This window comes from Enterobacter quasiroggenkampii, assembly GCF_043972695.1.
GTDB lineage: Bacteria > Pseudomonadota > Gammaproteobacteria > Enterobacterales > Enterobacteriaceae > Enterobacter > Enterobacter quasiroggenkampii.
Genome location: NZ_CP143745.1, coordinates 3,134,530 through 3,160,710, shown reverse-complemented (window position 1 = coordinate 3,160,710; position 26,181 = coordinate 3,134,530). Strand labels below are relative to the sequence as shown.

The window sequence follows — 26,181 nt, the reverse complement described above, 5'->3', positions numbered from 1 at the left end:
ATGGCTGAATGTCGTAATGCGCAGTGCCATTGCGGTGCGGTGGCCTTTACCGTTGCGCTCACGGATGGCCTGAATACCGCGCGGCGCTGCAGCTGTTCCTTTTGTCGCATGCGGGGCGCGGTCGTCGTCTCTGCGCCGCTGTCAGGGATTACCGTGACCAAAGGTGAGGATAAGCTTACGGAGTATCGCTTTAACACGGGGACGGCACGGCACTTCTTCTGCTCGGTGTGCGGGATCTACACGTTCCATCAGCGGCGTTCCAATCCAAACGAATACGGCGTGAACGTTGCCTGCTTCGAAAACGTCTCACCGTTCGATTTCCCTGAAGTGACGGTAATGGACGGGGTAAACCATCCCTCGGATGGAGACAGTGGGGTGTTTGGCTACCTCTCTTTTCGCAAGAAAGGGGCAGTTGAGGCGTAATTGCCGCCTGGCCACTCTGTAATCAGCCTGGCTATAGTGGAGGGTGGTTATCTGAAACAGGAGAAATTATGCTCTGTGTTGAAAAAGACGATCCGCGTGAGGCCCCTGAATCAGGTGATAAAAAGCCTCAACCCGTGAAAAAATAACGCGAACTGCGCGTTTACCCGCCACCGGCACTGCTGGTGGCTTTTTATTTCCGCGGGAGCAATATTAAACGCCATCGAGGTGGTTCAACACCGCGCCCAGATGACCGACAATATCAGCAAAATCAAAAATTAACGCTATCCAGATAAGCGCTAAAAGAGTAAGTACGGCAACGGATACACGACCAAACAACGCTGTTATCCCTGGTGATGAAAAGGTTATCACCTGAGTTTAACCAGCTTTCCCTCAACTTACCCTCAACCACACGATTCCTGAACCTGTTTTTTGTGACGAGCGTCAAAAAGGGGGGAGCCCGCATCATCATGCGGGCTCTGGCAATCAGAACTGGTAAACCAGGCCCAGTGCCACGACATCATCCGTGCCGATGCCGTTGTTTTTGTAGAAGCTGTCATCTTCATCCAGCAGGTTGATTTTGTAATCAACGTAGGTGGACATGTTTTTGTTGAAGTAGTAGGTCGCGCCGATGTCAGCGTATTTAACCAGATCCTGGTCGCCCTGGCCGTTGCCGAGGTCCTTACCTTTAGACTGCAGGTAGGAAAGGGACGGGCGCAGGCCGAAGTCGAACTGGTACTGTGCGGTCACTTCGAAGTTCTGGGTTTTGTTGGCCACGGCGTCGGTGTTATCACCGTAAGGCGTCATATTGCGGGTTTCAGAGTACATTGCCGCCAGGTAGATATTATTGGCGTCATATTTCAGGCCCGCAGTCCAGGCATCCGCTTTATCGCCGCCCGCAGTGGTATTCATCACCTGCTCGTTGGTACGGTCAGAAGAGGTATAGGCTGCACCTGCGGTAATCCCCATGCCGAAGTCATAGGTGGTAGAAATACCGAAGCCGTCACCGTTCTCGTGACGCGTGTCGCGACCGTTGTTGGTGCCTTCCTGATTGTTGCTGGCATCTTCATTTTTGCCCTGATACTGCAGCGCAAAGTTCAGACCCTGCACCAGACCATAGAAGTCGGTGTTACGGTAGGTGGCCACGCCGTTGGCACGGCCGGTCATGAAGTTATCGGCTTTGGTGTAGGAGTCCCCGCCGAACTCAGGCAGCATATCGGTCCAGCCTTCCACGTCGTACAGAACACCGTAGTTACGACCATAATCAAACGAGCCATAATCACCCACTTTGATACCGGCGAAGGCCAGACGCGTCCAGGACTGGTTATCAGACCCTTCGGTGTTATTAGCCTGAATGTTGTACTCCCACTGCGCGTAGCCGGTCATCATGTCGTTGATCTGGGTTTCGCCTTTGAAGCCCAGACGCATGTAGGTTTGATCCCCGTCAGCGCCTTTATCGTCGGAGAAATAGTGCAGACCATCTACTTTTCCGTACAGATCTAATTTGTTACCGTCTTTATTATAAATCTCTGCTGCATGAGTTGCGCCAGCCATTAACAGAGCCGGAATCATCAGGGCCAGTACTTTTCTTTGCATTATGATATTCCTTTGCGGTTGTTTTTATTTAATTACCTGTTGAACTTCCTGAATGAGAAAGTTGTCTCATGCTAAATCACTCCTGAGTAAGAGTAATAAATTATAATTGTTACGAACTAAGTAAAATCTAAACCGAATAAATCAACGGTAATAGTCATTGGTTTGATGAATGTCTTAATGCAAAGTATATAAAATTAAAATTATTAATCAGGCGTTAAGTAAGCTATTCTTGGCGGCGTTATATGCCTTTAAGATTATTTATCCATAATTCGCGTAAATATTATTTAGGAAATTAAATAGATATTTAATGATTATCTGGATTCGCCCGGTGTATTCACACCGGGTTTTTTTATGGCAAAAAAAAGCCCGGACACGCCGGGCTGAGAAACTAGTCGCTGGTCGATTTTTCGGCTTTACCCGCCAGCTGCGCCAGGAAATCATACCGTTTTTGCAGATCGGCCGCGGCGTCTTTCCATAGCTGTTCGGCCACTTCCGGTTGCTGCGCGTTAAGGCGACGGAAGCGTTGTTCCTGCATCAACGTCTCGGCCAGGGCATCTGACGGCGGACGTGAATCCAGCGCCAGTGGTAACTTACCTTCGTCCGCACGGCGCGGGTCGAACCGGTACAGCGGCCAGAAGCCGGTCGCGGTCAGCTGTCGCATTTGATCGTGGCTGAGTGCCAGGTCGTAACCATGCTCTTCACACGGGCTGTAGGCAATGATCAGCGACGGGCCTGGATACGCTTCCGCTTCCTGGATAGCCTTCACCGTCTGGTTAAGCTGGGCACCCAGCGAGATTTGTGCGACGTAAACGTGACCGTACATCATCATGCTCACGCCGAGATCTTTACGTGCCTTGCGTTTGCCGTGTTCACCGAATTTCGTCACAGCGCCAAGCGGCGTCGCTTTCGACGCCTGGCCACCGGTGTTGGAATAACACTGCGTATCCAGAACCAGGATATTGACGTTTTCGGTCAGGCTCAACACGTGATCCAGTCCACCGAAGCCGATATCGTAAGCCCAGCCGTCACCGCCAATCAGCCAGATTGATTTTTCAACCAGCGCGTCCGCGTCGGTCAGCAGCTGTTCAGCGCCCGCCACGCCCTGAAGCGCCTGACGTAGCTCAGCAACCTGCTCACGACGTACCTCTGGCGTCGCGTCCGCGTGAAGCGCGTCATTTAGCCCGGCGGGGATCTGCCCGGCAAACTGTTCCAGCAGGCGCATCACGCGTGCGCGGTGCTGGTCAACGGTCAGGCGGAAGCCCAGGCCAAATTCGGCGTTGTCCTCGAACAGCGAGTTTGCCCACGCAGGACCGCGACCGTTGGCGTCAGTGGTGTACGGCGTGGAGGGCAGGTTACCGCCATAGATAGATGAGCAGCCGGTAGCGTTGGCAATCAGCATCCTGTCACCGTATAGCTGGGTAAGCAGCTTGATATACGGCGTTTCACCGCAGCCTGAGCAGGCGCCGGAGTATTCAAACAGCGGCGTGATCAGCTGTGAAGTGCGAATATCAATGCGTTCCAGTTTGCTGCGATCGATTTCCGGCAGATTCAGGAAGAAGTCATAATTGACCTTCTCCTCTTCAACATGCTCCAGACGCGACATCATATTGATGGCTTTGATCTCCGGGTTCTGCCTGTCTTTCGCCGGACAGACCTCGACGCACAGGTTACAGCCGGTGCAATCTTCCGGCGCGACCTGCAGAACGTATTTCTGTCCGCGCATATCGCGCGATTTCACATCCAGCGAATGCAGGCTGGCCGGCGCGGCCTCCATCTCTTCCGGTGACACCACTTTGGCGCGAATGGCAGAGTGCGGGCAGGCTGCCACGCAGTGGTTGCACTGGGTACACAGCTCTTCCTTCCAGATGGGGATCGCTTCGGCGATGTTTCGTTTTTCCCAGCGGGTGGTGCCCATCGGCCAGGTGCCATCTGGCGGCAGCGCAGAGACGGGCAGGGCATCACCCAGCCCGGCCAGCATCGCCGCCGTCACGGTCTTCACGAAATCAGGCGCCGCATCGGACACGACTGGAGGGCGGTTCGGGCTTGCGGCATTGACCGGCTGCAGAGGCACCTCGAACAGCGACTCGCGCGCCAGCGCCAGCGCCTGCCAGTTACGTTCGACCAGCTCCTGGCCCTTGCTGCTATAACTTTTGGCAATCGCGCCCTGCAGTTCCGCCAGCGCGCTGTCGCCCGGCAGGATATTCGTCAGATGGAAGAAGGCCATCTGCATAACGGTATTGATACGCGCGGCAAGGCCACATTCGCGGGCAATTTTCGCCGCGTTCACCACAAAGAAACGGGCTTTTTTCTGGTTCAGCACCGCCTGCACTTCCTGCGGCAGGCGCGACCAGACCTCATCTGCGCTGTATGGCGTATTCAGGAGGAAAATACCGCCAGGCTTCAGGCGCTCGGCCATCTGGTATTTATCGATAAACTGCAGCTGGTGACAGCCAACAAAATCAGCCTGAGAAATAAGATACGCAGAGCGGATGGGCTGTTCGCTCACCCGCAGATGGGAAACAGTCAGACCGCCGGCTTTCTTGGAGTCATAGACGAAGTACCCCTGGGCGTACCACGGCGTGGAGTTCCCGATGATTTTGATGTTGTTTTTGGTCGCAGAGACGCTGCCGTCACTGCCCAGACCATAGAACAGCGCCTCGAGTTTGGCGGTTGAGGGCAGGGTGTTTTCCGGCAACGACAGGGACAGATTGGTCACATCATCATAAATGCCGACGGTAAAGCGCGGCTTGGGCTTCGCTTCGCTGAGCTCGTTGAATACCGCCAGCACGCAGTCCGGTCCGAACTCTTTGGAGGACAAACCATACCGCCCTCCGATCACGCGCGGCAGTGTTTCACGTTCGCCATGATTAAAGGCTTCGGCCAGGGCCGTCATCACATCCAGATACAGCGGCTCCGCCTGGGCGCCCGGCTCTTTGGTGCGATCGAGCACCGCAACGGTACGCGCGCTCTCCGGCAGTGCCGAAATCAGATGTTTCGCCGAGAACGGCCGATAGAGACGCACTTTAAGCACGCCAACCTTTTCGCCGCGCGTCAGCAGCTCGTCAACAACTTCCTCGCAGGTGCCAATGGCAGAGCCCATCAACACAATGACCCGTTCCGCCTGCGGATGGCCATAATACTCAAAGGGTTTGTATTCCCGACCGGTCGCGGCGGCAAAGTCATTCATCGCCTGTTCAACATGGTCGTAAACCGCGTTGTACCACGGGTTCGTGGCCTCACGGGACTGGAAATAGGTATCCGGGTTCGCCGACGTGCCGCGAATCACCGGGTGTTCCGGATTCAGGGCGCGGGCGCGATGCGCGTCGATATCCGCCTGCGGGAGGAGATTCAGGATTGTCTCGTCAGCCAGCGGGACGATTTTGTTAATTTCGTGAGAGGTGCGGAAACCGTCAAAGAAATGAATAAACGGCACCCGGCTTTTGAGCGTGGCGATATGCGAAATTAAGGCAAAGTCCTGGGCTTCCTGAACGCTGCTGGCGCACAGCATCGCGCAGCCGGTCTGGCGCACGGCCATCACGTCTGAATGATCGCCAAAGATAGAGAGCGCGTGGGTGGCGACGGTCCGCGCCGCGACGTGCAGAACGAAGGGGGTCAGTTGCCCGGCGAGTTTGTACAGCGTCGGGATCATTAACAACAATCCCTGAGAAGAGGTGAAAGACGTGGAAAGCGCGCCGGTCTGAAGCGCGCCGTGCACCGTGGCAATCGCACCGGCTTCAGACTGCATCTCAACCACTCTCGGGACATCGCCCCAGACGTTTTTTAACCCGTTACCCGCCCAGGCGTCTGCCTGCTCAGCCATGGTAGAACTTGGCGTAATCGGGTAGATGGCGATAACTTCACTGGTGCGAAACGCGACTGAGGCAACTGCACCATTACCGTCAATAGTTTGCATAGGACAACACCCTTACATTGCGCAAAAAATAGGGGTCTGTATTACGACGACAAACCCTGAATATTATCTGTGTATTCTAGCAAACGGGGGATTTTACGATTTTCGCTTTTGTGTCCTCGGTATTCTCGCCATCAATGAGTAGATCAAACTTTTGGCGAAAAAATTGCGAGAAATTGTTTCTGGAGCGCATAAATACGCGCTTCCGCTCTCGACGACACGGGATGGGATGCCTATTATGCATAGGTTTCGCATTATTCATGGGGGAGAGAGCATGCGCTCAGCATTTTGGGTAGGGTGTGCCGCATTATTGTTGTCGGCATGTAGCAGTGAACCCGTTCAGCAGGCAACGGCAGCCCACGTGGCGCCGGGAATGAAGGCGGCGATGTCCAGCTCGGGTCAGGCTAACTGCGCGATGATTGGCGGCTCGCTGTCGGTTGCCCGCCAGCTTGATGGTTCTGCGATTGGGATGTGCGCCTTGCCAAACGGCAAACGCTGTAGTGAACAGTCGCTTGCCGTTGGAAGCTGCGGTAACTACTGATTATTCTACACGCTTAAACATCAGCGTTTTATCGGCTGTCGCCAGCGTTAACTGGTCTTCCGTCAGGTCGACCTGCGCCCCTTTGCGCAGCATGTCGCCGATGGCCTGATCCAGCTCATTCAGCTGCGGTTCAGTACAGAGCTTGCGCGTCATGGCCAGCGTTTTCACTTTAAGCTCGCCTTCGGACAATTTCCCCTGTCCGTTGAAGCGGTTACACATCTGGCCAGAAACGCTGATGTTATTCACCAGGCTGATATCAGGCAGGGCACTAAAACTGATCTCAGGTTGCGTTGTCGCGGTCTTAACCGCCTTACCGTTCACGTTTTCCAGCACAAAGCGGTGGTTCTGAAGTTGCTCCGGCTGAACGGAGGCTTTACCCGGATTAACGCACCCGGTAAGGACAAGACTGATAACACTTAACGCAATGAGCTTTTTCATTTTTCTTCTCAAACTATAAATATTGTGAATCTTTTTCCAGTGTAACGATACTCTGCCGTGCGTTAATGGGGTTTATCTGAAAGTGCGGGGGGAAGGAGACGGGCAACGCTGCGGTTGCCCGGGATGAAGTTAATGCGATTTAAACCCTGCTGCCGTCATCAGCATACGGAAGAGCATACTGACCGCAGCCAGCGCCAGTACGCTGCCGCCCCAGATAATGGCCAGCCACAGCAATCTTTTCCAGACCGGTTGTTGCATCAGTGATAACCCTCCCCATGCTGAACTTTGCCGCGGAAAACGTAGTAACTCCAGAAGGTGTAGACCAGAATTACGGGAATGATCAACAGCGCGCCGACCAGCATAAAGCCCTGGCTTTGCGTCGGTGCGGCGGCCTGCCACAGGGTGATCGACGGTGGAATAATATGCGGCCAGATGCTGATCCCCAGCCCGCTAAAGCCGAGGAAGATTAGCCCCAGCGTCAGAATAAACGGACGGCTATGGCTGTCGGGATTATTCAGGCAGCGCCACTGGTACAGACTCAACATCAAGACCAGCGCCGGGACGGGCAGCAGATAAAACAGGTTCGGCAGCGTAAACCAGCGCGCGGCGATGGCCGGTTGCGCCAGCGGCGTCCAGAGGCTAATGGCGGCAATAAACGCCAGCAGCACGATTAATAGTGTTTTCGATACTTCACGCATCCGCTGTTGCAACGCGTTTTCGCTTTTCATCACCAGCCAGGTCGAGCCTAACAGCGCGTAGGCCACCATTAGGCCCGCGCCGCAAAACAGGTTAAACGCGGTAAACCAGTCAAAGGGGCCGCCGGTATAGGCCCGGCCGGTGACGGTAAAGCCGTTAATGACGGCGCCCACCGTCACGCCTTGGGTAAACGTCGCCAGAATGGAACCACCTATAAACGCCTTATCCCAGAACGGACGGTGCGCAGGCGTGGCTTTAAAGCGAAACTCAAATGCCACCCCGCGGAAAATAAGTCCGATCAGCATTAACGTTAGCGGAATGGTCAGGGCATCAACGATGACCGCATAGGCCAGCGGGAATGCGCCGAACAGGGCGGCACCGCCCAGCACCAGCCAGGTTTCATTCCCGTCCCAGACCGGCGCGACGCTGTTGACCATCACGTCGCGATCGTCGGCGTTTTGCGTGGCCGGGAACAGAATGCCGATCCCCAGATCAAAACCGTCCATCACGATATACATCAGCGTGGCAAAGACGATGATCACAAACCAGATAATGGAAAGATCGATACCCATTATGGCTGCTCCTTATGTTCAGTTGTGACGGCAGAAAGCGGGCGCGCCGGACGTCCATCGGACTCGGTGGCGAAAGACTCATGCGGCTGCGGGCCTTTTCGGATGAGGCGCACCATATAGCTGTAACCCACGCCGAATACCGATGTGTAAACGATGAAGAAGGCCAGCAGGCTCACGCTCATATGCAAATCACCATGGGCAGAAACCGCATCCTTCGTTCGCTGAAGCCCATAGACCACCCACGGCTGGCGGCCCACTTCCGTTGTGATCCACCCGGCCAGAATGGCAATCAGCCCGGATGGCCCCATCAGCAGCGCAAACCACAGGAAAGGGCGCGATGAATAAACGCGCTTTTTATAGCGCAGCCAGAGTGCCGTTACCCCAAGCAGCAACATCAGCATGCCCAGGCCCGCCATAATGCGGAACGACCAGAAGACGATGGTGGAATTCGGGCGGTCTTCCTTTGGAAACTCTTTCAGCGCCGGAACCTGTTTATCCAGACTGTGCGTCAGAATAAGGCTGCCGAGCGCGGGGATCTCCAGTCCAAAGCGGGTGCGCTCCTGCTCCATATCCGGCCAGCCAAACAGCAGCAGCGGGGTCGGCTCACCCGGCGGGTTTTCCCAGTGGCCCTCAATGGCGGCGATCTTGGCGGGTTGGTGCTTTAAGGTGTTCAACCCGTGCATATCGCCAACCAGGGCCTGGATGGGGGCGACAATCAGCGTCATCCACAGCGCCATCGAAAACATTGCCCGGATGGCGGGGGTATTATTGCCGCGCAGCAGATGCCATGCCGCGGATGCGCCAACAAACAGGGCGCTGCTCAGGAACGCGGCTATCGACATGTGCAGCAGGCGGTAAGGGAAGGAGGGGTTAAACACCACCGCGAACCAGTCTACCGGCACCACCTGACCGTTGACGATCTCATAGCCCTGCGGGGTCTGCATCCAACTGTTTGAAGAGAGGATCCAGAATGTAGAGATGATGGTCCCCAGCGCGACCATGCAGGTAGCGAAGAAGTGCAGCCCAGGCCCGACTTTGTTCCAGCCGAACAGCATTACGCCGAGGAATCCGGCTTCGAGGAAGAAGGCGGTAAGCACTTCGTAGGTCAGAAGCGGGCCGGTAATACTGCCCGCAAACTGTGAAAAGCCGCTCCAGTTGGTGCCAAACTGGTAGGCCATCACCAGCCCGGAGACCACGCCCATGCCAAAGTTGACGGCAAAAATCTTCGACCAGAAATGGTACAGCGAGCGCCAGATCGGATTTTTTGTTTTCAGCCACAGCCCTTCGAGCACGGCAAGGTAGCTTGCGAGACCAATGGTGATGGCCGGGAAAATAATGTGAAAGGATACGGTAAAGGCAAACTGTATCCGCGCAAGGTGAAAAGCATCCAAACCAAACATGCAAAACTCCGCGATGTAATTATGTCGATGCCATTCTAAGCCGCGCCAGCTCTGGGTTGCAGAAACAGACCCGGCATATTTACCTATAACAGTTTGCCAGTGTATTGTTTATAGATGTGCTTAAAGTCCGCTTTCCGCTAATGACTTTGCTCGAGTAATTGCTCCAGCATTAAATATGGGGTGCTCGTAGTGATCGGTTACGTCACTCACGCGGTAAATTTTCCACTTTCCGTCTTCACGACGCATATAGACTTCAAGATTAAGAAACCCGCCGTTCTCAATACCAATCCTGACAGGAAGAACTTCGCCATTGATGAACTGATGCGCCACACCAACCTCAAGCCCCTTCACCCAGGAGGGATCATAATCCTGAATATAAGCGAAATAATCTGACCCCAGGATTTCCTGCTCAGGAATAGACTCTATCTCGTTAAGTCGGGATAGTGTATCTGCCGCAACGTACTCTCTAAGCTGAGGGTATTCACCATCACTTTCCGCAAAAAACGTCAGATATGTGGAATAAAATTCTTCCGCCCGTTCGGCAGCATTCTGCTGAGGTACGCACGTACAAGCTGATAATAATAACGGCAAAGTAATTATAATCCCCCTCATCATCGACTCATCCTGTAAATCTTATAGGTTGGTTGTGCGCGGCGGTAACCCGGCCCGGGGTACATACTGAGCTGGGTAAAATCTGAGATCCACCGGGTGCCGTCGAACATTGTCATATGGCCGCTTGAATTTCCCCCTGGATAGGGCTGAATTACAGCGACATCTCCGCTAAGCAACGTCGAACCGGGAGGAACCTCCCTAAAACCTGCACGCAATAGTTTTGGTCCATAATCCTTCGCATCATGTGTGCGTTCAAGCGTAATGCCGCCAGCGATTATGGCACGACGTGTAAACTTCGCGCATTCGTTATGAGAGTGTCCAAGCGCATGCGAGCGGAGGTAAGAAACAGCCGCGTCTTTATTCCAACTCATTGATAATTCCTTTCTGTAAGGTAAGGGCGCAATTCCTGCTTGAGAAAGACAAGTAGCAGAGTGTTCATTAGCCTGTTGTTAATACTCTGTGGTTGGTGAGATGAGTAGGCAAAAAATGTTATATATTATATTTATATTTCATGGGGTTATGTATTTATGGTCAAGAGTTGTAAACATCAATTTTTAAAAAACTGGACGAGCATGAGGGAATAAAAACATTCTTTTTATGAATTTTCCGCATTAAACCGCTTGCTTTGTCGTCAGCGCCGTGCGTTAATGGTCTTCTGGTTTTGAGTCCAAATAAATATCTGACGTAGTTTTTAAAGCAGTTCTCATCACGTTGTGCCTCTCCGCAGCCTCTCTTGGGTCTTTATCTACATTCCGATTCGTTTTGTTTAAAACCATTATGCCCAATCGGCCCATTAGTAATTTACGTTTTAACGTTTCAGGAGAATCCTATGACTTCTTATATCCATTTTCGCTGCCCATGCTGCCATGGTTCGCAGTACCGTACCTCAGCCTTTGATGTATCTGAGAAAAACCCGTTTGGCGCGAAATGCATTTTTTGCAAATCGCCGATGATCACGCTCGACCACCTGGCCGCCGCGCATTCCGCTCAGAGCCATGTGACCGAATACCGTAAGTAACTCATCTTCCAGACTATAACAGTTAGCTAAATCTTCTCTTTTTCTCCAGCTGATATACACTATCGGGCGTAAGGAGAATCTGATGAAAAAATACCAGCGTCTGGCGCAACAAATTATCTCGCAGATTGAGCTTGGCGTATGGCTGCCGGGCGATAAGCTGCCTTCCCTGCGAGAGCAGGTGGCAAGCAGCGGCATGAGTTTTATGACCGTTGGCCACGCGTATCAGATGCTGGAAAGCCAGGGGCGCATCGTCGCCAGACCGCAGTCGGGCTATTACGTTGCCTCGCGCCCGACCGCACAACAGCCTGCGCCACCCGCTCAGGTGATGCGTGACGAAGCGGTGGATATCAATACCTATATCTTCGACGTCTTACAGGCCAGCCGCGACCCCTCCGTAGTTCCCTTTGCTTCCGCGTTTCCCGATCCCCGGCTTTTCCCGCTTCAGCAGCTCAACCGCTCGCTGGCTAACGTCAGTAAAACCGCGACGGCGATGAGCGTGATTGAGAACCTGCCGCCGGGTAACGTCGATCTTCGCCACGCCATTGCCCGTCGTTACGCGCAGCAGGGGATGAACATCTCCCCGGAAGAGATCGTGATCACCGCAGGCGCGCTCGAGGCGCTGAATCTTAGCCTGCAGGCGGTGACCGAGCCGGGTGACTGGGTGATTGTCGAAAACCCCTGTTTCTACGGCGCGCTGCAGGCGCTGGAACGCCTGAAGCTTAAAGCGTTGTCGATTGCGACAGACGTCCGCGAGGGGATCGATCTCAACGCCCTTGAACAGGCGCTGAATGAGTACCCGGTTAAAGCCTGCTGGATCATGACCAACAGCCAAAACCCGCTCGGCTTCACGCTGAGCGCGGAGAAAAAAGCGCAGCTTGTCGCGCTGTTAACGCAGCACAACGTCCCGCTGATTGAAGATGACGTCTACAGCGAGCTCTATTTTGGCCGCGAAAAGCCGCTCCCGGCGAAAGCGTGGGATCGTCAGGACATGACGCTTCACTGCTCGTCCTTTTCAAAATGTCTGGTGGCCGGTTTTCGCATCGGCTGGGTGGCGGCAGGAAAACACGCGCGTCGCATTCAGCAGCTGCAGCTGATGAGCACGCTCTCAACCAGTTCTCCCATGCAGCTGGCGCTGGTGGATTACCTGGCGACCAAACGCTACGACGCCCACCTGCGCCGCCTGCGGCGTACGCTAGCCGAGCGGAAGCAGCAGGCCTGGCAGTCACTTCTGCGCCATATGCCTGCCGGTGTCAAAATTCACCATAACGACAGCGGCTACTTTTTATGGCTGGAACTGCCGGCACCGCTGGATGCGGGGCTGCTGAGCGAAAAGGCCTTAACGCACCACATCAGCATTGCCCCGGGAAAGATGTTTTCCACCTCTGACGCGTGGACGCCGTTCTTTCGATTTAATACTTCCTGGGCCTGGGGAGAGCGGGAAGAGCAGGCGGTCATTCAGTTAGGAAAATTAATTAGCACGATGCTGGAATAATCCTTTCTCCGTTATTTAAATAATCAATTCTTATCCTGATGACGGCACTGCGAATATTTCGCGGTGACCTGTCATAGGAAATCTGCATACCGTCTCTCGCGCCTAACTCCTTGTCTATAATCCAGTTAACGGGGAATGCGCCCTCGGTCACACCTTGATGAAATTTCCTGAAGCAGTACGGTGCGGCGCATTTGCGCGGTCTACGTTTAATAAGGGAGATATTTTTACGGCACGGCTGCCGCTAAATTTCATTGCGACAGGAGTAACTCTTATGAGCAAAAATTTTGCCCGCAGCAGCCTGTGTGCGCTCGGCATGACTATCATGACAGCGCAAGCCGCAGAACCCCCCAAGGCCATTGGCGACGGGGAAGGTCGACTGGATATTATCGCCTGGCCGGGATACATCGAGCGGGGACAGACGGATAAAAACTACGACTGGGTCACCCAGTTTGAAAAAGAGACCGGGTGTGCGGTCAACGTCAAAACGGCAGCCACGTCGGATGAAATGGTCAGCCTGATGGCGAAAGGGGGATACGATCTGGTGACCGCCTCAGGTGATGCCTCACTGCGGCTGATCATGGGCAAACGCGTCCAGCCGATTAACCCGGATCTTATCCCCAACTGGAAAACCCTCGACGAACGGATTGTGAAAGGGGAATGGTTTAACGTCGGGGGCAAGGTCTACGGCACACCATACCAGTGGGGGCCAAACCTGCTGATGTACAACACCAAAACCTTCCCGACGCCGCCGGACAGCTGGAGCGTGGTCTTTACTAAACAGGATCTGCCGGACGGTAAAACCAATCAGGGACGCGTGCAGGCGTATGACGGCCCGATTTACATCGCCGATGCCGCGCTGTTCGTCAAAGCCACGCAGCCGCAGCTGGGTATCAAAGACCCGTACCAGCTCACCGAAGCACAGTATGCCGCCGTGCTTAAGGTGCTTCGCGACCAGCATGCCCTGATTCACCGCTACTGGCACGACACCACCGTCCAGATGAGCGACTTCAAAAACGAAGGTGTCGTGGCCTCCAGCGCCTGGCCGTATCAGGCGAATGCGCTGAAGGCCGAGAACCAGCCCATTGCCACCGTCTTCCCGAAAGAGGGGGTGACAGGCTGGGCGGACACCACCATGCTGCACGCACAAGCTAAACACCCAATGTGCGCCTACAAATGGATGAACTGGTCGCTGACGCCGAAAGTGCAGGGCGATCTGGCTGCATGGTTTGGTTCCCTGCCTGTGGTTCCGGAAGGGTGTAAAGCCAGCACGCTGCTGGGCGATAAAGGCTGCGAAACAAACGGTTATAACGAGTTCGACAAAATCATGTTCTGGAAAACCCCCATCGCAGAAGGCGGCAAATTTGTCCCTTACAGCCGCTGGACGCAGGATTACATCGCCATCATGGGCGGTCGTTAATTGCCCGGGAGCAGAACATGACGTACGCAGTTGAGTTTAACAATGTTTCCCGCCTGTACGGCGACGTCCGGGCGGTGGATGGAGTCACCATTGCGATTCGTGACGGAGAGTTTTTCTCCATGCTGGGGCCTTCGGGCTCCGGCAAAACCACCTGCCTGCGTCTGATCGCCGGTTTTGAACAGCTGTCAGGCGGCACGATCTCTATCTTCGGCAAAGAGGCGAGCGAACTGCCCCCCTGGGAGCGGGATGTGAACACCGTGTTTCAGGACTACGCGCTGTTCCCGCATATGTCGATCCTCGACAACGTTGCCTACGGGCTGATGGTCAAAGGCGTCGACAAGAAAAAACGCCATGCCCAGGCCCGTGATGCCCTGGAAAAAGTGGGCCTGAGCTTTGCCATCGCCCGCAAACCTTCGCAACTTTCCGGCGGCCAGCGTCAGCGTGTCGCCATCGCCCGTGCGCTGGTGAATGAACCGCGCGTCCTGCTGCTGGACGAGCCTTTAGGGGCGCTCGATCTCAAGCTGCGGGAACAGATGCAGTTCGAGCTGAAGAAGCTTCAACAAGAACTCGGCATCACCTTTATTTTTGTCACCCACGATCAGGGCGAGGCCCTTTCCATGTCGGACCGGGTGGCGGTGTTCAATAACGGGCGAATCGAGCAGGTGGATACCCCGCGCGATCTTTACATGCGTCCGCGCACGCCGTTTGTCGCCAGCTTTGTTGGCACCTCTAACGTTTTTGATGCGGGCCTTGCGCAGACACTTTGCGGGATGGAGGGCACCTTTTCCCTGCGCCCTGAACATATTCGCCTTAATGAACAGGGTGACGTTCAGGTTCAGGGGGTTGTGCAGGCCGTTCAGTATCAGGGGGCGGCCACGCGTCTGGAGCTGAAACTCGCCGATGGCGCCAAACTGCTGGTGAGTCAGGCTAACTTCAGTGACGTCTCGCCGCTGAGCGGCATTGTGCCAGGGCAGGCGGTCATGGCGTCATGGTCACGCGACGCGATGATCCGCCTGCATGAGGAGAGGTGAAATGGATATGAGTGTCGCGCATCCTCCCGCCCCGCGCGGCCGCTTAAGTCGCATGACCGCACTGTTCTGGCGTAAACCGTCGCTCGGCCTGTTCCTGCTTCTGCTTGCGCCGCTGATGTGGTTTGGCATCGTCTATTTAGGATCGTTGCTGACGCTGCTGTGGCAGGGGTTTTACACCTTTGACGATTTCACCATGGCGGTCACGCCGGATCTGACGCTGGCGAATATTCAGGCGCTCTTCAACCCGGCAAACTACGACATCATCCTGCGCACGTTAACGATGGCGATTGCGGTGACCATTGCCAGCGCCATCCTCGCATTCCCGATGGCCTGGTACATGGCGCGATACACCAGCGGCAAGTGGAAGGCTTTCTTCTATATCGCCGTGATGCTGCCGATGTGGGCGAGCTATATCGTCAAAGCCTATGCCTGGACGCTGCTGCTGGCGAAGGACGGCGTGGCGCAGTGGTTTCTCAGCCATCTCGGACTGGAGCCGATTCTGACCTCGATCCTGACGCTCCCGGCAGTGGGCGGTAACACCTTGTCCACCTCCGGGCTGGGACGGTTTCTGGTCTTCGTCTACATCTGGCTGCCGTTTATGATCCTGCCCGTCCAGGCGGCGCTGGAGCGCCTGCCGGCCTCGCTACTGCAGGCCTCAGCCGACCTCGGCGCACGTCCCCGTCAGACGTTCCGCTATGTCGTTCTGCCGCTGGCCATTCCGGGCATTGCGGCGGGATCTATTTTCACGTTTTCCCTGACGTTGGGGGACTTCATCGTTCCTCAGCTGGTCGGCCCGCCGGGCTATTTCATCGGTAACATGGTCTACTCCCAGCAGGGCGCTATCGGCAATATGCCGATGGCCGCCGCGTTTACGCTGGTTCCCATCGTGCTGATTTCTCTTTATCTGGCGTTCGTGAAACGTCTGGGAGCATTCGATGCACTCTGAACGCGCACCGCTGTTTCTGAAAGTGGCAGCGTGGGGAGGCGTCATCTTCCTGCACTTCCCGCTGCTGATTATCGCGACCTATGCCTTCAACACCGAAGACGCCGCCTTCAGCTTTCCGCCACAGGGGCTGACGCTGAAGTGGTTTAGCGTGGCGGCGGGGCGCGGCGACATTATCGAATCCGTGACGTTGTCACTTCAAATTGCCGCGCTTTCCACCGCCATTGCCCTTGTGCTTGGCACGCTTGCTGCAGCAGCGCTGTGGCGAAGCGAGTTTTTTGGCAAGAATGCGATCTCTCTGCTGCTGCTGTTACCGATTGCGTTACCGGGGATCATCACCGGCCTGGCGCTGCTGACGGCTTTCAAAACGATCAATCTTGAGCCGGGGTTTTTCACCATCGTCGTCGGACACGCCACCTTCTGCGTGGTGGTGGTGTTTAACAACGTGATTGCCCGGTTCAGACGCACCTCCTGGAGCCTGGTGGAAGCGTCGATGGATCTCGGGGCTGACGGGTGGCAAACCTTTCGCTACGTGGTGCTGCCCAATCTGGGTTCCGCGCTGCTGGCCGGGGGAATGCTGGCGTTTGCCCTGTCGTTTGACGAGATAATCGTCACAACATTTACGGCGGGACACGAGCGCACGTTACCGCTGTGGTTGCTCAACCAGCTCGGGCGTCCGCGCGACGTGCCCGTCACCAACGTTGTTGCTCTGCTGGTGATGCTGGTGACAACTATCCCCATTCTGGGAGCCTGGTGGCTAACCCGCGACGGCGAAAACATTGCCGGTAGCGGGAAATAACAGTGAATTCAACAGGAAAATGCTATGCAAAAACATCTGCTGATAAACGGTGAGCTGGTTGCCGGAGAAGGTGAAAAACAGCCAGTTTATAACCCGGCCACCGGAGAGGTATTGCTGGAAATTGCTGAGGCGTCAGCGGCCCAGGTCGACGCGGCGGTGCTGGCTGCTGATCGTGCTTTTGCGGCGTGGGGACAAACGACACCGAAAACCCGCGCCGAGTGCCTGCTGAGGCTGGCGGATGCGATTGAAGCGCACGGCGAGGCGTTAGCCCGGCTCGAGTCCCTTAACTGCGGTAAGCCGCTACACTGCGCGCTGGGGGATGAAATTCCGGCGGTGGTCGATGTTTTCCGTTTCTTTGCCGGGGCCGCCCGCTGCCTGAACGGCCTCGCCGCTGGCGAGTACCTTGACGGCCACACGTCAATGATTCGCCGCGATCCGGTAGGCGTGGTGGCCTCTATCGCGCCGTGGAACTACCCGCTGATGATGGCAGCCTGGAAGCTGGCCCCCGCGCTGGCAGCAGGGAACTGCGTGGTGATTAAGCCCTCAGAGATCACGCCCCTGACCGCGCTGAAGCTGGCAGAGCTGGCAAAAGATATCTTCCCGGCGGGCGTTCTGAACGTGCTGTTTGGTCGTGGGAAAACGGTCGGCGACCCGCTCACCGGGCACGAGAAGGTCCGTATGGTCTCGCTGACCGGTTCGATTGCGACCGGGGAACATATCATCGGCCATACGGCGTCCTCGATTAAACGCACCCATATGGAGCTGGGTGGCAAAGCGCCGGTGATCGTGTTTGATGATGCCGACCTGGATGCGGTGGTTGAAGGCGTGCGAACGTTTGGCTTCTACAATGCCGGGCAGGACTGTACGGCGGCCTGCCGCATTTATGCCCAGAAGGGAATTTATGCCCAACTGGTGGAAAAGCTGGGTGCCGCGGTTGCCAGTCTTAAAATGGGTGCTCCGGAAGACACCTCGACCGAACTGGGACCGCTCAGCTCGGCCGCCCATCTTTCACGCGTCTGCCAGGCCGTCGATGAGGCGAAAGCGCTCGGTCATATCCAGGTTGTCACCGGCGGGAGCAAAAAAGAGGGGGCGGGCTACTACTTCCAGCCAACGCTTCTGGCGGGAGCAAAACAGGACGACGCCATCGTTCAGCGCGAGGTGTTTGGCCCGGTGGTGAGCGTCACCGAATTTGATGACGAGGCGCAGGTGCTGGCCTGGGCGAACGATTCGCAATACGGCCTGGCGTCATCGGTCTGGACCAAAGACGTGGGGCGCGCCCATCGCCTGAGCGCACGCCTGCAGTACGGCTGCACCTGGGTGAATACCCATTTTATGCTGGTGAGCGAAATGCCACACGGCGGCATGAAATTATCGGGCTACGGGAAAGATATGTCGGTCTACGGGCTTGAGGATTATACGGTCGTCAGGCATGTGATGATCAAACACTGATCCGCTCAGCCTGGCCGCTTGCGCGGCCAGGCGTTCTCCTTGCCCGCCACACGTGTTACGTAAGATACTCAATTGTTATTAGCCGTAATTTTTAAGTGGTTATTCTGTAACGAAAAAACTTGATCTGTGTCAACATATGACGCATATTGCGTGCGGTTATTTTTTCGGCTCTGGTATACAGAATGACGTTGTATCAAAAGATGTTGGTTTTTTACGCAATCATGGCTTCCATCTGCGCATTAATCACCTGGTTCCTCTCTAAAGACCGCAAACGTATCCGCCTGCTCAGCGCTTTCCTGGTGGGGTCAACCTGGCCAATGAGCTTTCCCGTTGCGCTGCTGGTCTCGCTTTTCTGAAGCACGCTTCCAGTTTTAAAAGATGAACATAGCATTCCTGACTTGATGACTGTATAAATACACAGTGCATCATAAAAGGAGTGCTTATGAACAGTTTTTACTCGCAGCAGGCTGGTTGCACCGTGCGCTGGCACGACTTGCCCGGTACCGGCGATCCCGTGGTGTTCATTCACGGGCTAGGCTGCGCCTCTTCCTATGAATATCCCCGCGTCGTTTGTGACCCGCTTTTTGGCGCGCGCAGAGCGATTCTCATCGACTTGCCCGGCAGCGGCTACAGCGATAAGCCTGAGCACTACAGCTATAAAACCACTGACCAGGCGCACGTTGTCGCGGAACTGATTGACCATCTTGAGCTGGATTCCTTCTGGTTATATGGCCACAGCATGGGCGGCAGTATTGCTATCGAAACGGCGGGGCTGCTGGCAACGCGCGTGAAGGGACTGATGGTGTCAGAGCCCAATTTTCACGCGGGTGGGGGCATGTTCAGCCGGTCTATAGCGGCGCAATCAGAGCAACAATTTCTGAAGCACGGATATGACGCCATGCTTAGCGCAGAAAAAACAGCGTGGGCGGGATGCCTGCAGAGCAATGCCGCTTATGCCGTCTGGCGCGGTGCATCTGGCCTGGTCGCGGGCGTTGAACCGGAATGGGAAGCGCAGTTCCTGTCACTCTCTTGCCCGGTAACGTTGATTTTTGGCGAGCTCTCTCTGCCGGATGACGATGTGGAAAATCTCCAGCAGAAGGGCGTTGAGGTGAAAATTATTCCTGCGGCGGGTCACTCAATGTCCTGGGAAAACCCCTCTGCGCTGGCGCGGGCCTTAGCCGAATGTATGACGGAGTGATTATTGTGCAATGTATCATCGTTGCGAAATGTAGGCCGGGTAAGCGCAGCGCCACCCGGCAAGAAGGGCGGCTACTTTATTAAAGCACGTAGTGCCTGACGTGCGTCAGGCTGAACATCATGCGGGTGGTGGTAATCAATGTTCTCTATCGCGCGGCTATAGAGTGCGACCAGCCAGTCGTAAACATATGCGGTAGCCGCATGGACCGGCTGTTCTCCCAGGCGCGTCAGGCGAGGTTCGGCGCTGCTGACCACCGGCGTGACGAAGATGGCCTGGCCCTTGCGGATGCGGCTTGCCGGACGCGTCGCCACGGGCGTCTGGTCGTAACCCAGCCAGCCAACGAAATTGCCCATCACAGCATGCAGTTGCGCAGCGCTACTTTTATCTGCTTCGACAATTCGCTGCAGCTGTTGAGGCAGATTCAGCCGGTAGCTGGTGACGACCAGCACATCCGCGATTTGCTGTAACACCTCAGGATCCAGCCCAAGACGGGCGGCGGTCGCCTCGTTGCGGCTCCACTGGCGCAGATGATTTATCCATACTCTGTGCGCCAGACGAGCTTTGTCTTTGGTCTGGAACAGGCCTGCGCTTTCCTGGGCATTATCAGCAAACAGGTCAATGGTATCCGTAAACAGCCCGTTAACCTGCTCCTCGCGCGGCTGCTGAACGGCCAGCAGCGTTTCAAAGGCCTTCAGCGGCGGCAGCAGGCCTTCAAGCAGCTCGCCGTGGCGGGCGGCACTGCTTTGCAGCATGCGCACCATGTTTTCTGCCTGAGCACGTCGGGTACCCGGTTCCTCAACCAGCGGTGCCAGGTAGCTTTGCATCAGCGCCGAGAGCTCCTGATGCAGCGCATTTTTCAGCGTGCCGAGACGTTTCTGTCGCTGCGCGGGCAACGTGGCCTGAGACAGCCACTCAATGACGCGCTGCATGCTGTGGCTGTCCAGGGCCTGGAGGGTGCCCCAGCGCAAGCCCGGCTTTCCGAGCAGATGCTGTACGGCTTCGTCGAGGTTCTGCCGGGTGGTAAAGCGGGCGTCATGCGGGGTGATCGCCCACACCAGCCCAGGCAGGGCAGATTCTTCGGCAGGCTGCGTCTCCCTGACCCAGTTCATTAACACTTTTGCTTTTTTGGCCGTCTGTTCGTGCTGCGCCGTCGCGTTGCAAATGACCAGCACATCCGGCTGGAGCTGTTGGCGATAGTGCTCAAGCAGCCACTGGGATTTCGCCTGGCGTAGCGGATCGGCATGGCGCTCTTCAAACACCGGGATATCAATGATATCAACATTATCCAGCGCGCCGCTCTCAACCGGCAGCACCAGTTCGCGGGTCAGGAAGGCCAGCACATCGACCGGGAGGCTGATGGCGTTAAGCATTTCACCGTTGTTCAGCGGATGGAGAAGCGTCTCCTGTGCATGCTGAAGCGCTATCGAGCCGTCGTGCGTCAGGAACCCTTCACCCGGCAGCCCAAAGCTGTCCACCAGCAGGCTAAGGGGGGCCGCAAGCTCGCTGGCATGGCTGGTCTGGTGCAGCACATGGGCCAGGTTTAACCACTGCTGGGTCAGTTCCTGCTGTTCGCCCCAGAGCAGCGACCAGACGCTGGCTCGCGTGCTGAGATCGAGTGAAGGCACCAGTTGGGCAAACTCATGCCACAGGGCATCATCAATTTGCTGTTTCGCTGCGGGTACCGTGCTCTGCCAGAAGCGGGCAATTGCCCCCACTTCCTGAGCGGTGATGCCGGGCACGCCCTGCGGCTGGCGCAGGCCGCGCCATTTTTCCAGACGTGTCTCGATGACCGCCTTATCCACCGCGCGCATCTGCGGGTGCTGCGTCGTGCGGGCAATAAACAGCTGTACCAGCTCGGCCTCGGTGACCAGGCTCAGGCGCAGCGGAAACGCCTCGTCAAGCGCTTCCGGGATTTCCCGGGTGAAGCGGACGGCCATATTGGTCAGGGCATGTCCTGGATTGATATGCGAAAAATAGTCAAAAGTGCGCTGGCCTGGCGTCACGTTCAGGCGACCATTGCCGCTGCCGCACAGCGATAAGAGCAGGTGCGCTTTCGCGCTCTGCGAATGGCCGTAAAGCCCAATGCTGCTCTGGCGGGTCATGGCGCGTTCAATGGCCTGCTCCCGCGCCTGCACCGCGTTGATGCGAGCAAGCAGGGCGTCGGCATCGTTATCCAGCACAGGGGCGGTCAGGCGCGTCTCGTTAATCCACCCGATTAAGGCCTGAGTGGTGTTCGTGGTCGCTGTCATTTCAGGTATACGCTCCCGCTGTCGATCCAGTAGTGGCTACCGCTGTGTCGGCGATCGGCCAGGGTATTCAGTTTGAAAGTTAATGCGTCAGGTGCCACCGGCGTGCCGTCCTGCAGCCAGGCATCGCTCAGCTCGAAGGCCTCCGGACCTTCCTGCTTGCTGCCGCCGCAGAGCTTGAGCCGCACGTTCAGCACGCCGTCGCCGGCAATCGCTTTTGCCAGTTCGGCCGAGTTAATGCTGAGCGTGTAGAGTGGCGTGGCCGGCCAGCGCGCGTTTGCCAGCTGGCGGAAGCCGAGAGTCACGTTACCGCGCAGCGGGAAGTGCAGACGCGCATCAAGCTTCGCGCCGGGTTTATCAAGATCGATATCCTGATACCAGACGTTTTCCTCGCGCAGGGTATTGACGGTGTTATCCAGCACGCCCAGATAGCGCACGGTGGAATACGCGCCAATGTCCGCGGCTTTAAAGTTGAAGCGCGGCAGACGCAAGTCAAGCGCCAGGCTGCAGAGCATGGCCCCCACGGCAGCGGTCGATTTCGGGTTGCCAATGCGCCCTTGCTGACTGAACGGATACCACTCATGTACCTGGTATTTATCCAGCCAGACGATGCGATTGACCGGTACCGGCTGCAGGTGACGAATGAGCGCCTGAACCCCAGGCAGGCAGCCCGGGCGTCCGGTGATCAGCAGAATGTCGCAGCTGTAATGGGAAATCGCCTCACACACCGCATGGAGCGGGGAGGCCAGCGTAAACTGCCCGGCCAGCATCGCATCCTGCATTTCGCGGAAATTGACGTGCAGCGGCACGGCGAAGAGGTCAAAAGCGTCAGAACCCGCAGGCAGGGCATGGTCGATCGCCTGCTGCAGATAGTTCATCACGTTGCGGGTCGGCTTCTGCGGCAGCAGATCGCCAAAGGTGGCGTGCAGACCAGCCAGCGGATCGTCAACGTCGCTGGACTCCCACCCGGCAAGAATGGCATGGCCAATCGGCATAAAGAGCTGCAGCGCCGTTTGCTGGCGCAGCACGGCCTGGGTATCAATGCGCCCGGAGTCACCGAACAGCGAGGCCATCAGCAGCGAGGCATCCGCGATACCGGATTTCTGCAGCTGCGTTTGCAGAGCGGGCAACACGTAGCGCTGAATCACGTCCAGAAGCGTATCGTCGCCCGCGACCTTAAACCCTTCGCGGAACAGCAGCTGCGGGGTGATTTTGACGTTATTGCCGGAACCGTCATCCAGCTGATAATGGGTGATCGCCATATCCGTTGTGCCGCCGCCGATGTCGATGGACGCGACGCGCAGCGCGCGCCCCGGCTGGCTGCCCGGCTCAGGTTCACGGTCCGGACGGGCAAGGGAGGCGAAGAAGGCTTCGGTCTGGCCGCCAAAGCGGGAGATGGCTTCGTTATACAGCCAGACCAGCTGACCGCAGCTGGCTTCATCCCACTCCATCTGGATTTCAGGTACCGGCACCACGCTTTTTTCCTGCTGTTTGCGGGTGACAAAATCCTCATCCTGCGGGTGCCATCCCATCGCTTTCCAGACAATCGCGATGGCTTCAAACATGCGGCGACGGAAGATCTCGCGCTCCTGCTTTGGCATGGCGGAGGGCAGCGTCAGGATCAGCGTGCGCAGCTGGCGCGGCGAGGCAGGGAAGCCCAGACGCAGGCGCGTGGCGACGCTGTTGATCTGCCCCAGCGCCTGTGCCAGCAGCTCGCACAGCATATGGGTCATCAGGGTGCTGCGGCTGTATTGCGGCGAGAAGACCGGCAGGCGCTCGTCCTGCGGCAGCGTGAAGAGCGGCTCGCCGTCATCGTTCATCAGGTTCATCAGCGGGAACGCGGTGGCAAGCGGTTCACGCTGGGTCTTGCTGTTCATCTGGCTAAAGCGCCAGTCCTGCACGACCGGGGTTTCATCCCACAGGTAGCGACGCGGGCTGGAAATACCGCTGTTGCCTTCGGTTCCCAGACGCTGCATCGCCAGCTTGCGGGCCTCATCGCCGACGCGGACAATCGACGGCCAGACAAAGGCGTCTTCGCGACCGCTTTCCACCGAGAAGTGCTGCTTGCCAAAGCGCGCTTCTGAAAACTCGAGACGGCTGGTGAACAGCGGCTCGTTCAGGAACTGCGGCTCGCTGAGCGAGCGAACCTGCAGCTCGGCGGTCTGACGCAGCCCATCGTTCGCATCGCCGTGGTCTTCAATAATGACGCCACAGGTGTGGGTGTTACCCACGTCGAGGATCAGGTCAACCGGAATGGCAGGCGTGCTGAGCGTATGGGTGACAAATTTCACTTCCGGTACGGTGAGCTGTTCACCGAGCATGGTCAGCAGGTTAAGCCAGTGGGCCTGATATTCAAAACTGCGCATCGCCTGCTGCAGGTCGCGTTCAGAGCGGTTCTCAACGCCGTCGGCATACTGGGTAAACGCCTCGCGCAGCCAGCCGTCAATCCAGGTCTGATCGAGGAAACTGTCTACCTCATTATCGCGCCACGCCAGCGCGAAGCGGGTGCCGTTCAGAATATCGTTCTCCACCGGGGAGAGCGCGGACGTGGCATGATCGGCAATCTGGCTGTCAAGCGCGAGGGTGACGCGGTGTGTATTGCCTGCCGTGTCCGGGGTGTCAAGCTTGCGCACCTGAACGCGCGCCCAGTTATCCGGCCCTTCAACAAAGGTCCGCGGCGGGTTGAAGCGCAGGAACGGAACCGGAAGCCAGACGCCATCCAGTACCGCCAGCGACTGATGCAGCGGGATAGTGGTTTCCGGTTTGACCACTTCAGGCTGCCCGCCGTTCATGCCGGGCAGGGTATAGCGACCGTTGACCAGGTCGAAATCGAGGCGCAATAGCGGGCCGTTCGCGGTTTTACGTACGAAGCGCCCGTTGCTGGCGGAGTCCTGCGGCGTCAGACCGAAATCGAGGAACTGCACGCCGCTGTTGGCAATAAGCGTGACGCTTTGTTTATAGTCGCAAAGATTTACCAGCATAGGATCAGGCACCTGCTTTCTTGAACGTCAGTGGGACGACGGTGTTGGCATCATAACGGGCGCGACATTCTGCGATATCGCTGGTGCCTGCTTTACAGGCAATTTCCGGCATCGGGTAGCGGGAACCGTCGGTGCAGCGGGCAGTGCCGCGACTCTTAATCATCAGCTCGCCATTGCTGTGCAGCCCGGAGAAGACCTCCGCGCGGCAGACAATGTTGTCGCCATGGACAACGCGGGCGAAACCTTTATTGTTCTGGATCTGATAGCGCAGCGACGGCGGCTTGCCGGTGACCGGATCTTTCACATCGAGGATGGCGCGCCAGGTGCCGTTCAGGAAGCGCGTCGATCCCGCTTTTACCTGATTCGCTTCCATCACCATGGCGTCTTTCGGGATGGCGACAATCACCACCGGAGCGGGCTGTGGCGCAGGAGCGGCCGGAGCGGCTTCTTTTTCTTTGCTGGCCACGACCTCCGCCTGATGCAGCGGTAGCTTCATCGCCAGCGGCTCAACCGCTTTGATCGGTTTTGGCGCAATCTCCACAGGTTCAGGTGTGGGAGCCGGGGCGGGCTCGGCGGAAGGTGCCTGTTTTGGCCACAGCAGCGGGGCGGCAATGGCAGCGACGATCACGGCGGCAACCGGCAGGGTCCACAGGGGAACGCGGCGCTTTTTCACGACGTTCGCCGGAGCAGGCGCCTGAACAGGTTGTGCAAAGGCGGGGGCCGGTTCGGGCTCATACAGCTCCTCCGGCGTAATACGCACCACCGTGGAAGGGGCGATCAGCGGCTCGTCAGCGTGCTCAAAGGTCATCACCGGCTCTGGCTCAGGCTCGGGTTCAGGATCGTCAATCACAACGGGGGCTGGCTCAGGGATCAGCGATTCACGCAGGCAGTCGAGGACATCGTCGCGCGCGTTCTCGTTCAGGTTTACAAACCCCCAGAAGCTAATGACCGGCTTTCCGTCCACCAGGAAGAGGAAGTTTTCGCCCGGAAACTGAAACGCCTTTGACAGCAGAGAGCCAAAAAGCTGTTGCGCGGTTTTAGGCGACTGCAGGCATTTCTTGCTTAATGACTCGACGCTGGCGAGCGTGTTTTCCAGATAGCGCAGGGCGCGATAGCGATCATCTTCATCGGCCGCTTTCCAGCTGATTACGCTCCCTTCAACCGGGGAATACCAGTCCACGCGGTCGCCGCTGTCGTTGACCTGAGGAATCGCCAGACAGTCGACGATGGCCTGTTGTTTGCGCAAACGGAGCGCTTCCCGGATTTGCAACGCTGATTCGAAAACGGCTTGTCCGCCGCCGCCAACGGCCTGAAAATCATCCAGATTACCGCTGCGTAAAAGAGTTTTTGCCACGATTTGATCCCATATACTTCTTCACACCATTACTTTAACGAAACGAGGAAGCAAACAAACGGAGGAAG

23 protein-coding genes are annotated in these 26,181 nt (G+C 56.7%); 12 read left to right on the top strand and 11 right to left on the bottom strand.

Going from position 1 to position 26,181, the window contains the following annotated elements:
- Both V1572_RS15180 and V1572_RS15175 read left to right on the top strand, forming a co-directional pair.
- Entirely contained in the window at positions 1–423 is a 423-nt protein-coding gene (locus tag V1572_RS15180) for a GFA family protein (protein WP_045908843.1), read from the top strand.
- A 68-nt stretch (positions 424–491) separates the two neighbouring features.
- Complete coding sequence (locus V1572_RS15175; protein WP_223239581.1) at positions 492–569, top strand: hypothetical protein; 78 nt, start codon at positions 492–494, stop codon at positions 567–569.
- 337 nt (positions 570–906) lie between these two features.
- Here V1572_RS15175 and ompC read toward each other — a convergent pair whose 3' ends face one another.
- Entirely contained in the window at positions 907–2,016 is a 1,110-nt protein-coding gene (ompC, locus tag V1572_RS15170) for a porin OmpC (RefSeq protein WP_045908842.1), read from the bottom strand.
- 388 nt (positions 2,017–2,404) lie between these two features.
- Positions 2,405–5,929, bottom strand: a complete 3,525-nt coding sequence (gene nifJ, locus V1572_RS15165) for a pyruvate:ferredoxin (flavodoxin) oxidoreductase (protein ID WP_395299337.1) — start codon at positions 5,927–5,929, stop codon at positions 2,405–2,407.
- Positions 5,930–6,200: 271 nt separating this feature from the next.
- Here nifJ and V1572_RS15160 point away from each other — a divergent pair, with 271 nt between their 5' ends.
- Positions 6,201–6,467, top strand: a complete 267-nt coding sequence (locus V1572_RS15160; RefSeq protein WP_023312003.1) for a DUF333 domain-containing protein — start codon at positions 6,201–6,203, stop codon at positions 6,465–6,467.
- On the opposite strand, the gene hslJ is transcribed toward V1572_RS15160, so the two are convergent.
- From hslJ to V1572_RS15130, 6 genes are all read right to left on the bottom strand, one after another.
- On the bottom strand, positions 6,468–6,905 hold the full coding sequence (gene hslJ, locus V1572_RS15155) for a heat shock protein HslJ (protein WP_048029814.1): 438 nt from the start codon (positions 6,903–6,905) through the stop codon (positions 6,468–6,470).
- Positions 6,906–7,034: 129 nt separating this feature from the next.
- On the bottom strand, positions 7,035–7,163 hold the full coding sequence (locus tag V1572_RS15150; RefSeq protein ID WP_008501283.1) for a DUF2474 domain-containing protein: 129 nt from the start codon (positions 7,161–7,163) through the stop codon (positions 7,035–7,037).
- Entirely contained in the window at positions 7,163–8,173 is a 1,011-nt protein-coding gene (gene cydB, locus V1572_RS15145) for a cytochrome d ubiquinol oxidase subunit II (RefSeq protein WP_395299336.1), read from the bottom strand. The genes V1572_RS15150 and cydB overlap by 1 nt, the downstream gene beginning before the upstream one ends.
- Positions 8,173–9,573 carry a cytochrome ubiquinol oxidase subunit I gene (locus V1572_RS15140; protein WP_262801624.1) on the bottom strand — a complete coding sequence of 467 codons (1,401 nt, stop codon included), beginning with the start codon at positions 9,571–9,573 and terminating at the stop codon, positions 8,173–8,175. Before V1572_RS15140 ends, cydB begins: the two co-directional genes overlap by 1 nt.
- A gap of 120 nt (positions 9,574–9,693) precedes the next feature.
- Positions 9,694–10,188 (bottom strand): YbjP/YqhG family protein, encoded by a 495-nt coding sequence (locus tag V1572_RS15135; RefSeq protein ID WP_229225951.1) that lies wholly within the window; start codon positions 10,186–10,188, stop codon positions 9,694–9,696.
- A complete protein-coding gene (locus tag V1572_RS15130; RefSeq protein WP_045326584.1) occupies positions 10,185–10,556 on the bottom strand; it encodes a hypothetical protein in 372 nt (123 codons plus the stop codon). The genes V1572_RS15135 and V1572_RS15130 overlap by 4 nt, the downstream gene beginning before the upstream one ends.
- A gap of 458 nt (positions 10,557–11,014) precedes the next feature.
- On the opposite strand from V1572_RS15130, the gene V1572_RS15125 reads away from it, so the two are divergent.
- The 9 genes from V1572_RS15125 to V1572_RS15085 all read left to right on the top strand — a co-directional run bounded on the left by V1572_RS15125 (position 11,015) and on the right by V1572_RS15085 (position 19,532).
- On the top strand, positions 11,015–11,203 hold the full coding sequence (locus tag V1572_RS15125; protein WP_032645155.1) for a hypothetical protein: 189 nt from the start codon (positions 11,015–11,017) through the stop codon (positions 11,201–11,203).
- 82 nt (positions 11,204–11,285) lie between these two features.
- On the top strand, positions 11,286–12,695 hold the full coding sequence (locus tag V1572_RS15120; RefSeq protein WP_032674890.1) for a PLP-dependent aminotransferase family protein: 1,410 nt from the start codon (positions 11,286–11,288) through the stop codon (positions 12,693–12,695).
- A 271-nt stretch (positions 12,696–12,966) separates the two neighbouring features.
- The gene (gene ydcS / locus V1572_RS15115) at positions 12,967–14,112 is read left to right on the top strand and encodes a putative ABC transporter substrate-binding protein YdcS (RefSeq protein WP_024907240.1); all 1,146 of its coding nucleotides are present in this window, start codon (positions 12,967–12,969) and stop codon (positions 14,110–14,112) included.
- A gap of 17 nt (positions 14,113–14,129) precedes the next feature.
- Entirely contained in the window at positions 14,130–15,143 is a 1,014-nt protein-coding gene (locus V1572_RS15110) for an ABC transporter ATP-binding protein (protein WP_395299335.1), read from the top strand.
- Between the two features lies 1 nt (position 15,144).
- A complete protein-coding gene (locus V1572_RS15105; protein WP_008501290.1) occupies positions 15,145–16,089 on the top strand; it encodes an ABC transporter permease in 945 nt (314 codons plus the stop codon).
- The gene (locus V1572_RS15100; protein ID WP_008501291.1) at positions 16,079–16,885 is read left to right on the top strand and encodes an ABC transporter permease; all 807 of its coding nucleotides are present in this window, start codon (positions 16,079–16,081) and stop codon (positions 16,883–16,885) included. The genes V1572_RS15105 and V1572_RS15100 overlap by 11 nt, the downstream gene beginning before the upstream one ends.
- Before the next feature lie 24 nt (positions 16,886–16,909).
- Complete coding sequence (patD, locus tag V1572_RS15095; protein ID WP_223539046.1) at positions 16,910–18,334, top strand: aminobutyraldehyde dehydrogenase; 1,425 nt, start codon at positions 16,910–16,912, stop codon at positions 18,332–18,334.
- Between the two features lie 182 nt (positions 18,335–18,516).
- Complete coding sequence (locus V1572_RS15090; RefSeq protein ID WP_013096478.1) at positions 18,517–18,690, top strand: GhoT/OrtT family toxin; 174 nt, start codon at positions 18,517–18,519, stop codon at positions 18,688–18,690.
- Between the two features lie 86 nt (positions 18,691–18,776).
- Positions 18,777–19,532 carry an alpha/beta fold hydrolase gene (locus tag V1572_RS15085; protein ID WP_395299334.1) on the top strand — a complete coding sequence of 252 codons (756 nt, stop codon included), beginning with the start codon at positions 18,777–18,779 and terminating at the stop codon, positions 19,530–19,532.
- A gap of 71 nt (positions 19,533–19,603) precedes the next feature.
- On the opposite strand, the gene V1572_RS15080 is transcribed toward V1572_RS15085, so the two are convergent.
- Genes V1572_RS15080 through V1572_RS15070 form a run of 3 tightly spaced genes read right to left on the bottom strand, consistent with a single transcriptional unit; the run spans position 19,604 to position 26,113 of the window.
- Entirely contained in the window at positions 19,604–21,781 is a 2,178-nt protein-coding gene (locus tag V1572_RS15080; protein ID WP_395299333.1) for a virulence factor SrfC family protein, read from the bottom strand.
- Positions 21,778–24,759 carry a virulence factor SrfB gene (locus V1572_RS15075; protein ID WP_008501295.1) on the bottom strand — a complete coding sequence of 994 codons (2,982 nt, stop codon included), beginning with the start codon at positions 24,757–24,759 and terminating at the stop codon, positions 21,778–21,780. Before V1572_RS15075 ends, V1572_RS15080 begins: the two co-directional genes overlap by 4 nt.
- A gap of 4 nt (positions 24,760–24,763) precedes the next feature.
- A complete protein-coding gene (locus V1572_RS15070) occupies positions 24,764–26,113 on the bottom strand; it encodes an SrfA family protein (RefSeq protein WP_395299332.1) in 1,350 nt (449 codons plus the stop codon).
- Between the last annotated feature and the right edge of the window lie 68 nt (positions 26,114–26,181).

Excerpts from the sequence above, each read along its gene's own strand:
- V1572_RS15180 (WP_045908843.1), top strand. The coding sequence starts at position 1 with ATGGCTGAATGTCGTAATGCGCAGTGCCATTGCGGTGCGGTGGCCTTT.
- V1572_RS15175 (WP_223239581.1), top strand. The coding sequence starts at position 492 with ATGCTCTGTGTTGAAAAAGACGATCCGCGTGAGGCCCCTGAATCAGGT.
- ompC (WP_045908842.1), bottom strand. The coding sequence starts at position 2,016 with ATGCAAAGAAAAGTACTGGCCCTGATGATTCCGGCTCTGTTAATGGCT.
- nifJ (WP_395299337.1), bottom strand. The coding sequence starts at position 5,929 with ATGCAAACTATTGACGGTAATGGTGCAGTTGCCTCAGTCGCGTTTCGC.
- V1572_RS15160 (WP_023312003.1), top strand. The coding sequence starts at position 6,201 with ATGCGCTCAGCATTTTGGGTAGGGTGTGCCGCATTATTGTTGTCGGCA.
- hslJ (WP_048029814.1), bottom strand. The coding sequence starts at position 6,905 with ATGAAAAAGCTCATTGCGTTAAGTGTTATCAGTCTTGTCCTTACCGGG.
- V1572_RS15150 (WP_008501283.1), bottom strand. The coding sequence starts at position 7,163 with ATGCAACAACCGGTCTGGAAAAGATTGCTGTGGCTGGCCATTATCTGG.
- cydB (WP_395299336.1), bottom strand. The coding sequence starts at position 8,173 with ATGGGTATCGATCTTTCCATTATCTGGTTTGTGATCATCGTCTTTGCC.
- V1572_RS15140 (WP_262801624.1), bottom strand. The coding sequence starts at position 9,573 with ATGTTTGGTTTGGATGCTTTTCACCTTGCGCGGATACAGTTTGCCTTT.
- V1572_RS15135 (WP_229225951.1), bottom strand. The coding sequence starts at position 10,188 with ATGATGAGGGGGATTATAATTACTTTGCCGTTATTATTATCAGCTTGT.
- V1572_RS15130 (WP_045326584.1), bottom strand. The coding sequence starts at position 10,556 with ATGAGTTGGAATAAAGACGCGGCTGTTTCTTACCTCCGCTCGCATGCG.
- V1572_RS15125 (WP_032645155.1), top strand. The coding sequence starts at position 11,015 with ATGACTTCTTATATCCATTTTCGCTGCCCATGCTGCCATGGTTCGCAG.
- V1572_RS15120 (WP_032674890.1), top strand. The coding sequence starts at position 11,286 with ATGAAAAAATACCAGCGTCTGGCGCAACAAATTATCTCGCAGATTGAG.
- ydcS (WP_024907240.1), top strand. The coding sequence starts at position 12,967 with ATGAGCAAAAATTTTGCCCGCAGCAGCCTGTGTGCGCTCGGCATGACT.
- V1572_RS15110 (WP_395299335.1), top strand. The coding sequence starts at position 14,130 with ATGACGTACGCAGTTGAGTTTAACAATGTTTCCCGCCTGTACGGCGAC.
- V1572_RS15105 (WP_008501290.1), top strand. The coding sequence starts at position 15,145 with ATGGATATGAGTGTCGCGCATCCTCCCGCCCCGCGCGGCCGCTTAAGT.
- V1572_RS15100 (WP_008501291.1), top strand. The coding sequence starts at position 16,079 with ATGCACTCTGAACGCGCACCGCTGTTTCTGAAAGTGGCAGCGTGGGGA.
- patD (WP_223539046.1), top strand. The coding sequence starts at position 16,910 with ATGCAAAAACATCTGCTGATAAACGGTGAGCTGGTTGCCGGAGAAGGT.
- V1572_RS15090 (WP_013096478.1), top strand. The coding sequence starts at position 18,517 with ATGACGTTGTATCAAAAGATGTTGGTTTTTTACGCAATCATGGCTTCC.
- V1572_RS15085 (WP_395299334.1), top strand. The coding sequence starts at position 18,777 with ATGAACAGTTTTTACTCGCAGCAGGCTGGTTGCACCGTGCGCTGGCAC.
- V1572_RS15080 (WP_395299333.1), bottom strand. The coding sequence starts at position 21,781 with ATGACAGCGACCACGAACACCACTCAGGCCTTAATCGGGTGGATTAAC.
- V1572_RS15075 (WP_008501295.1), bottom strand. The coding sequence starts at position 24,759 with ATGCTGGTAAATCTTTGCGACTATAAACAAAGCGTCACGCTTATTGCC.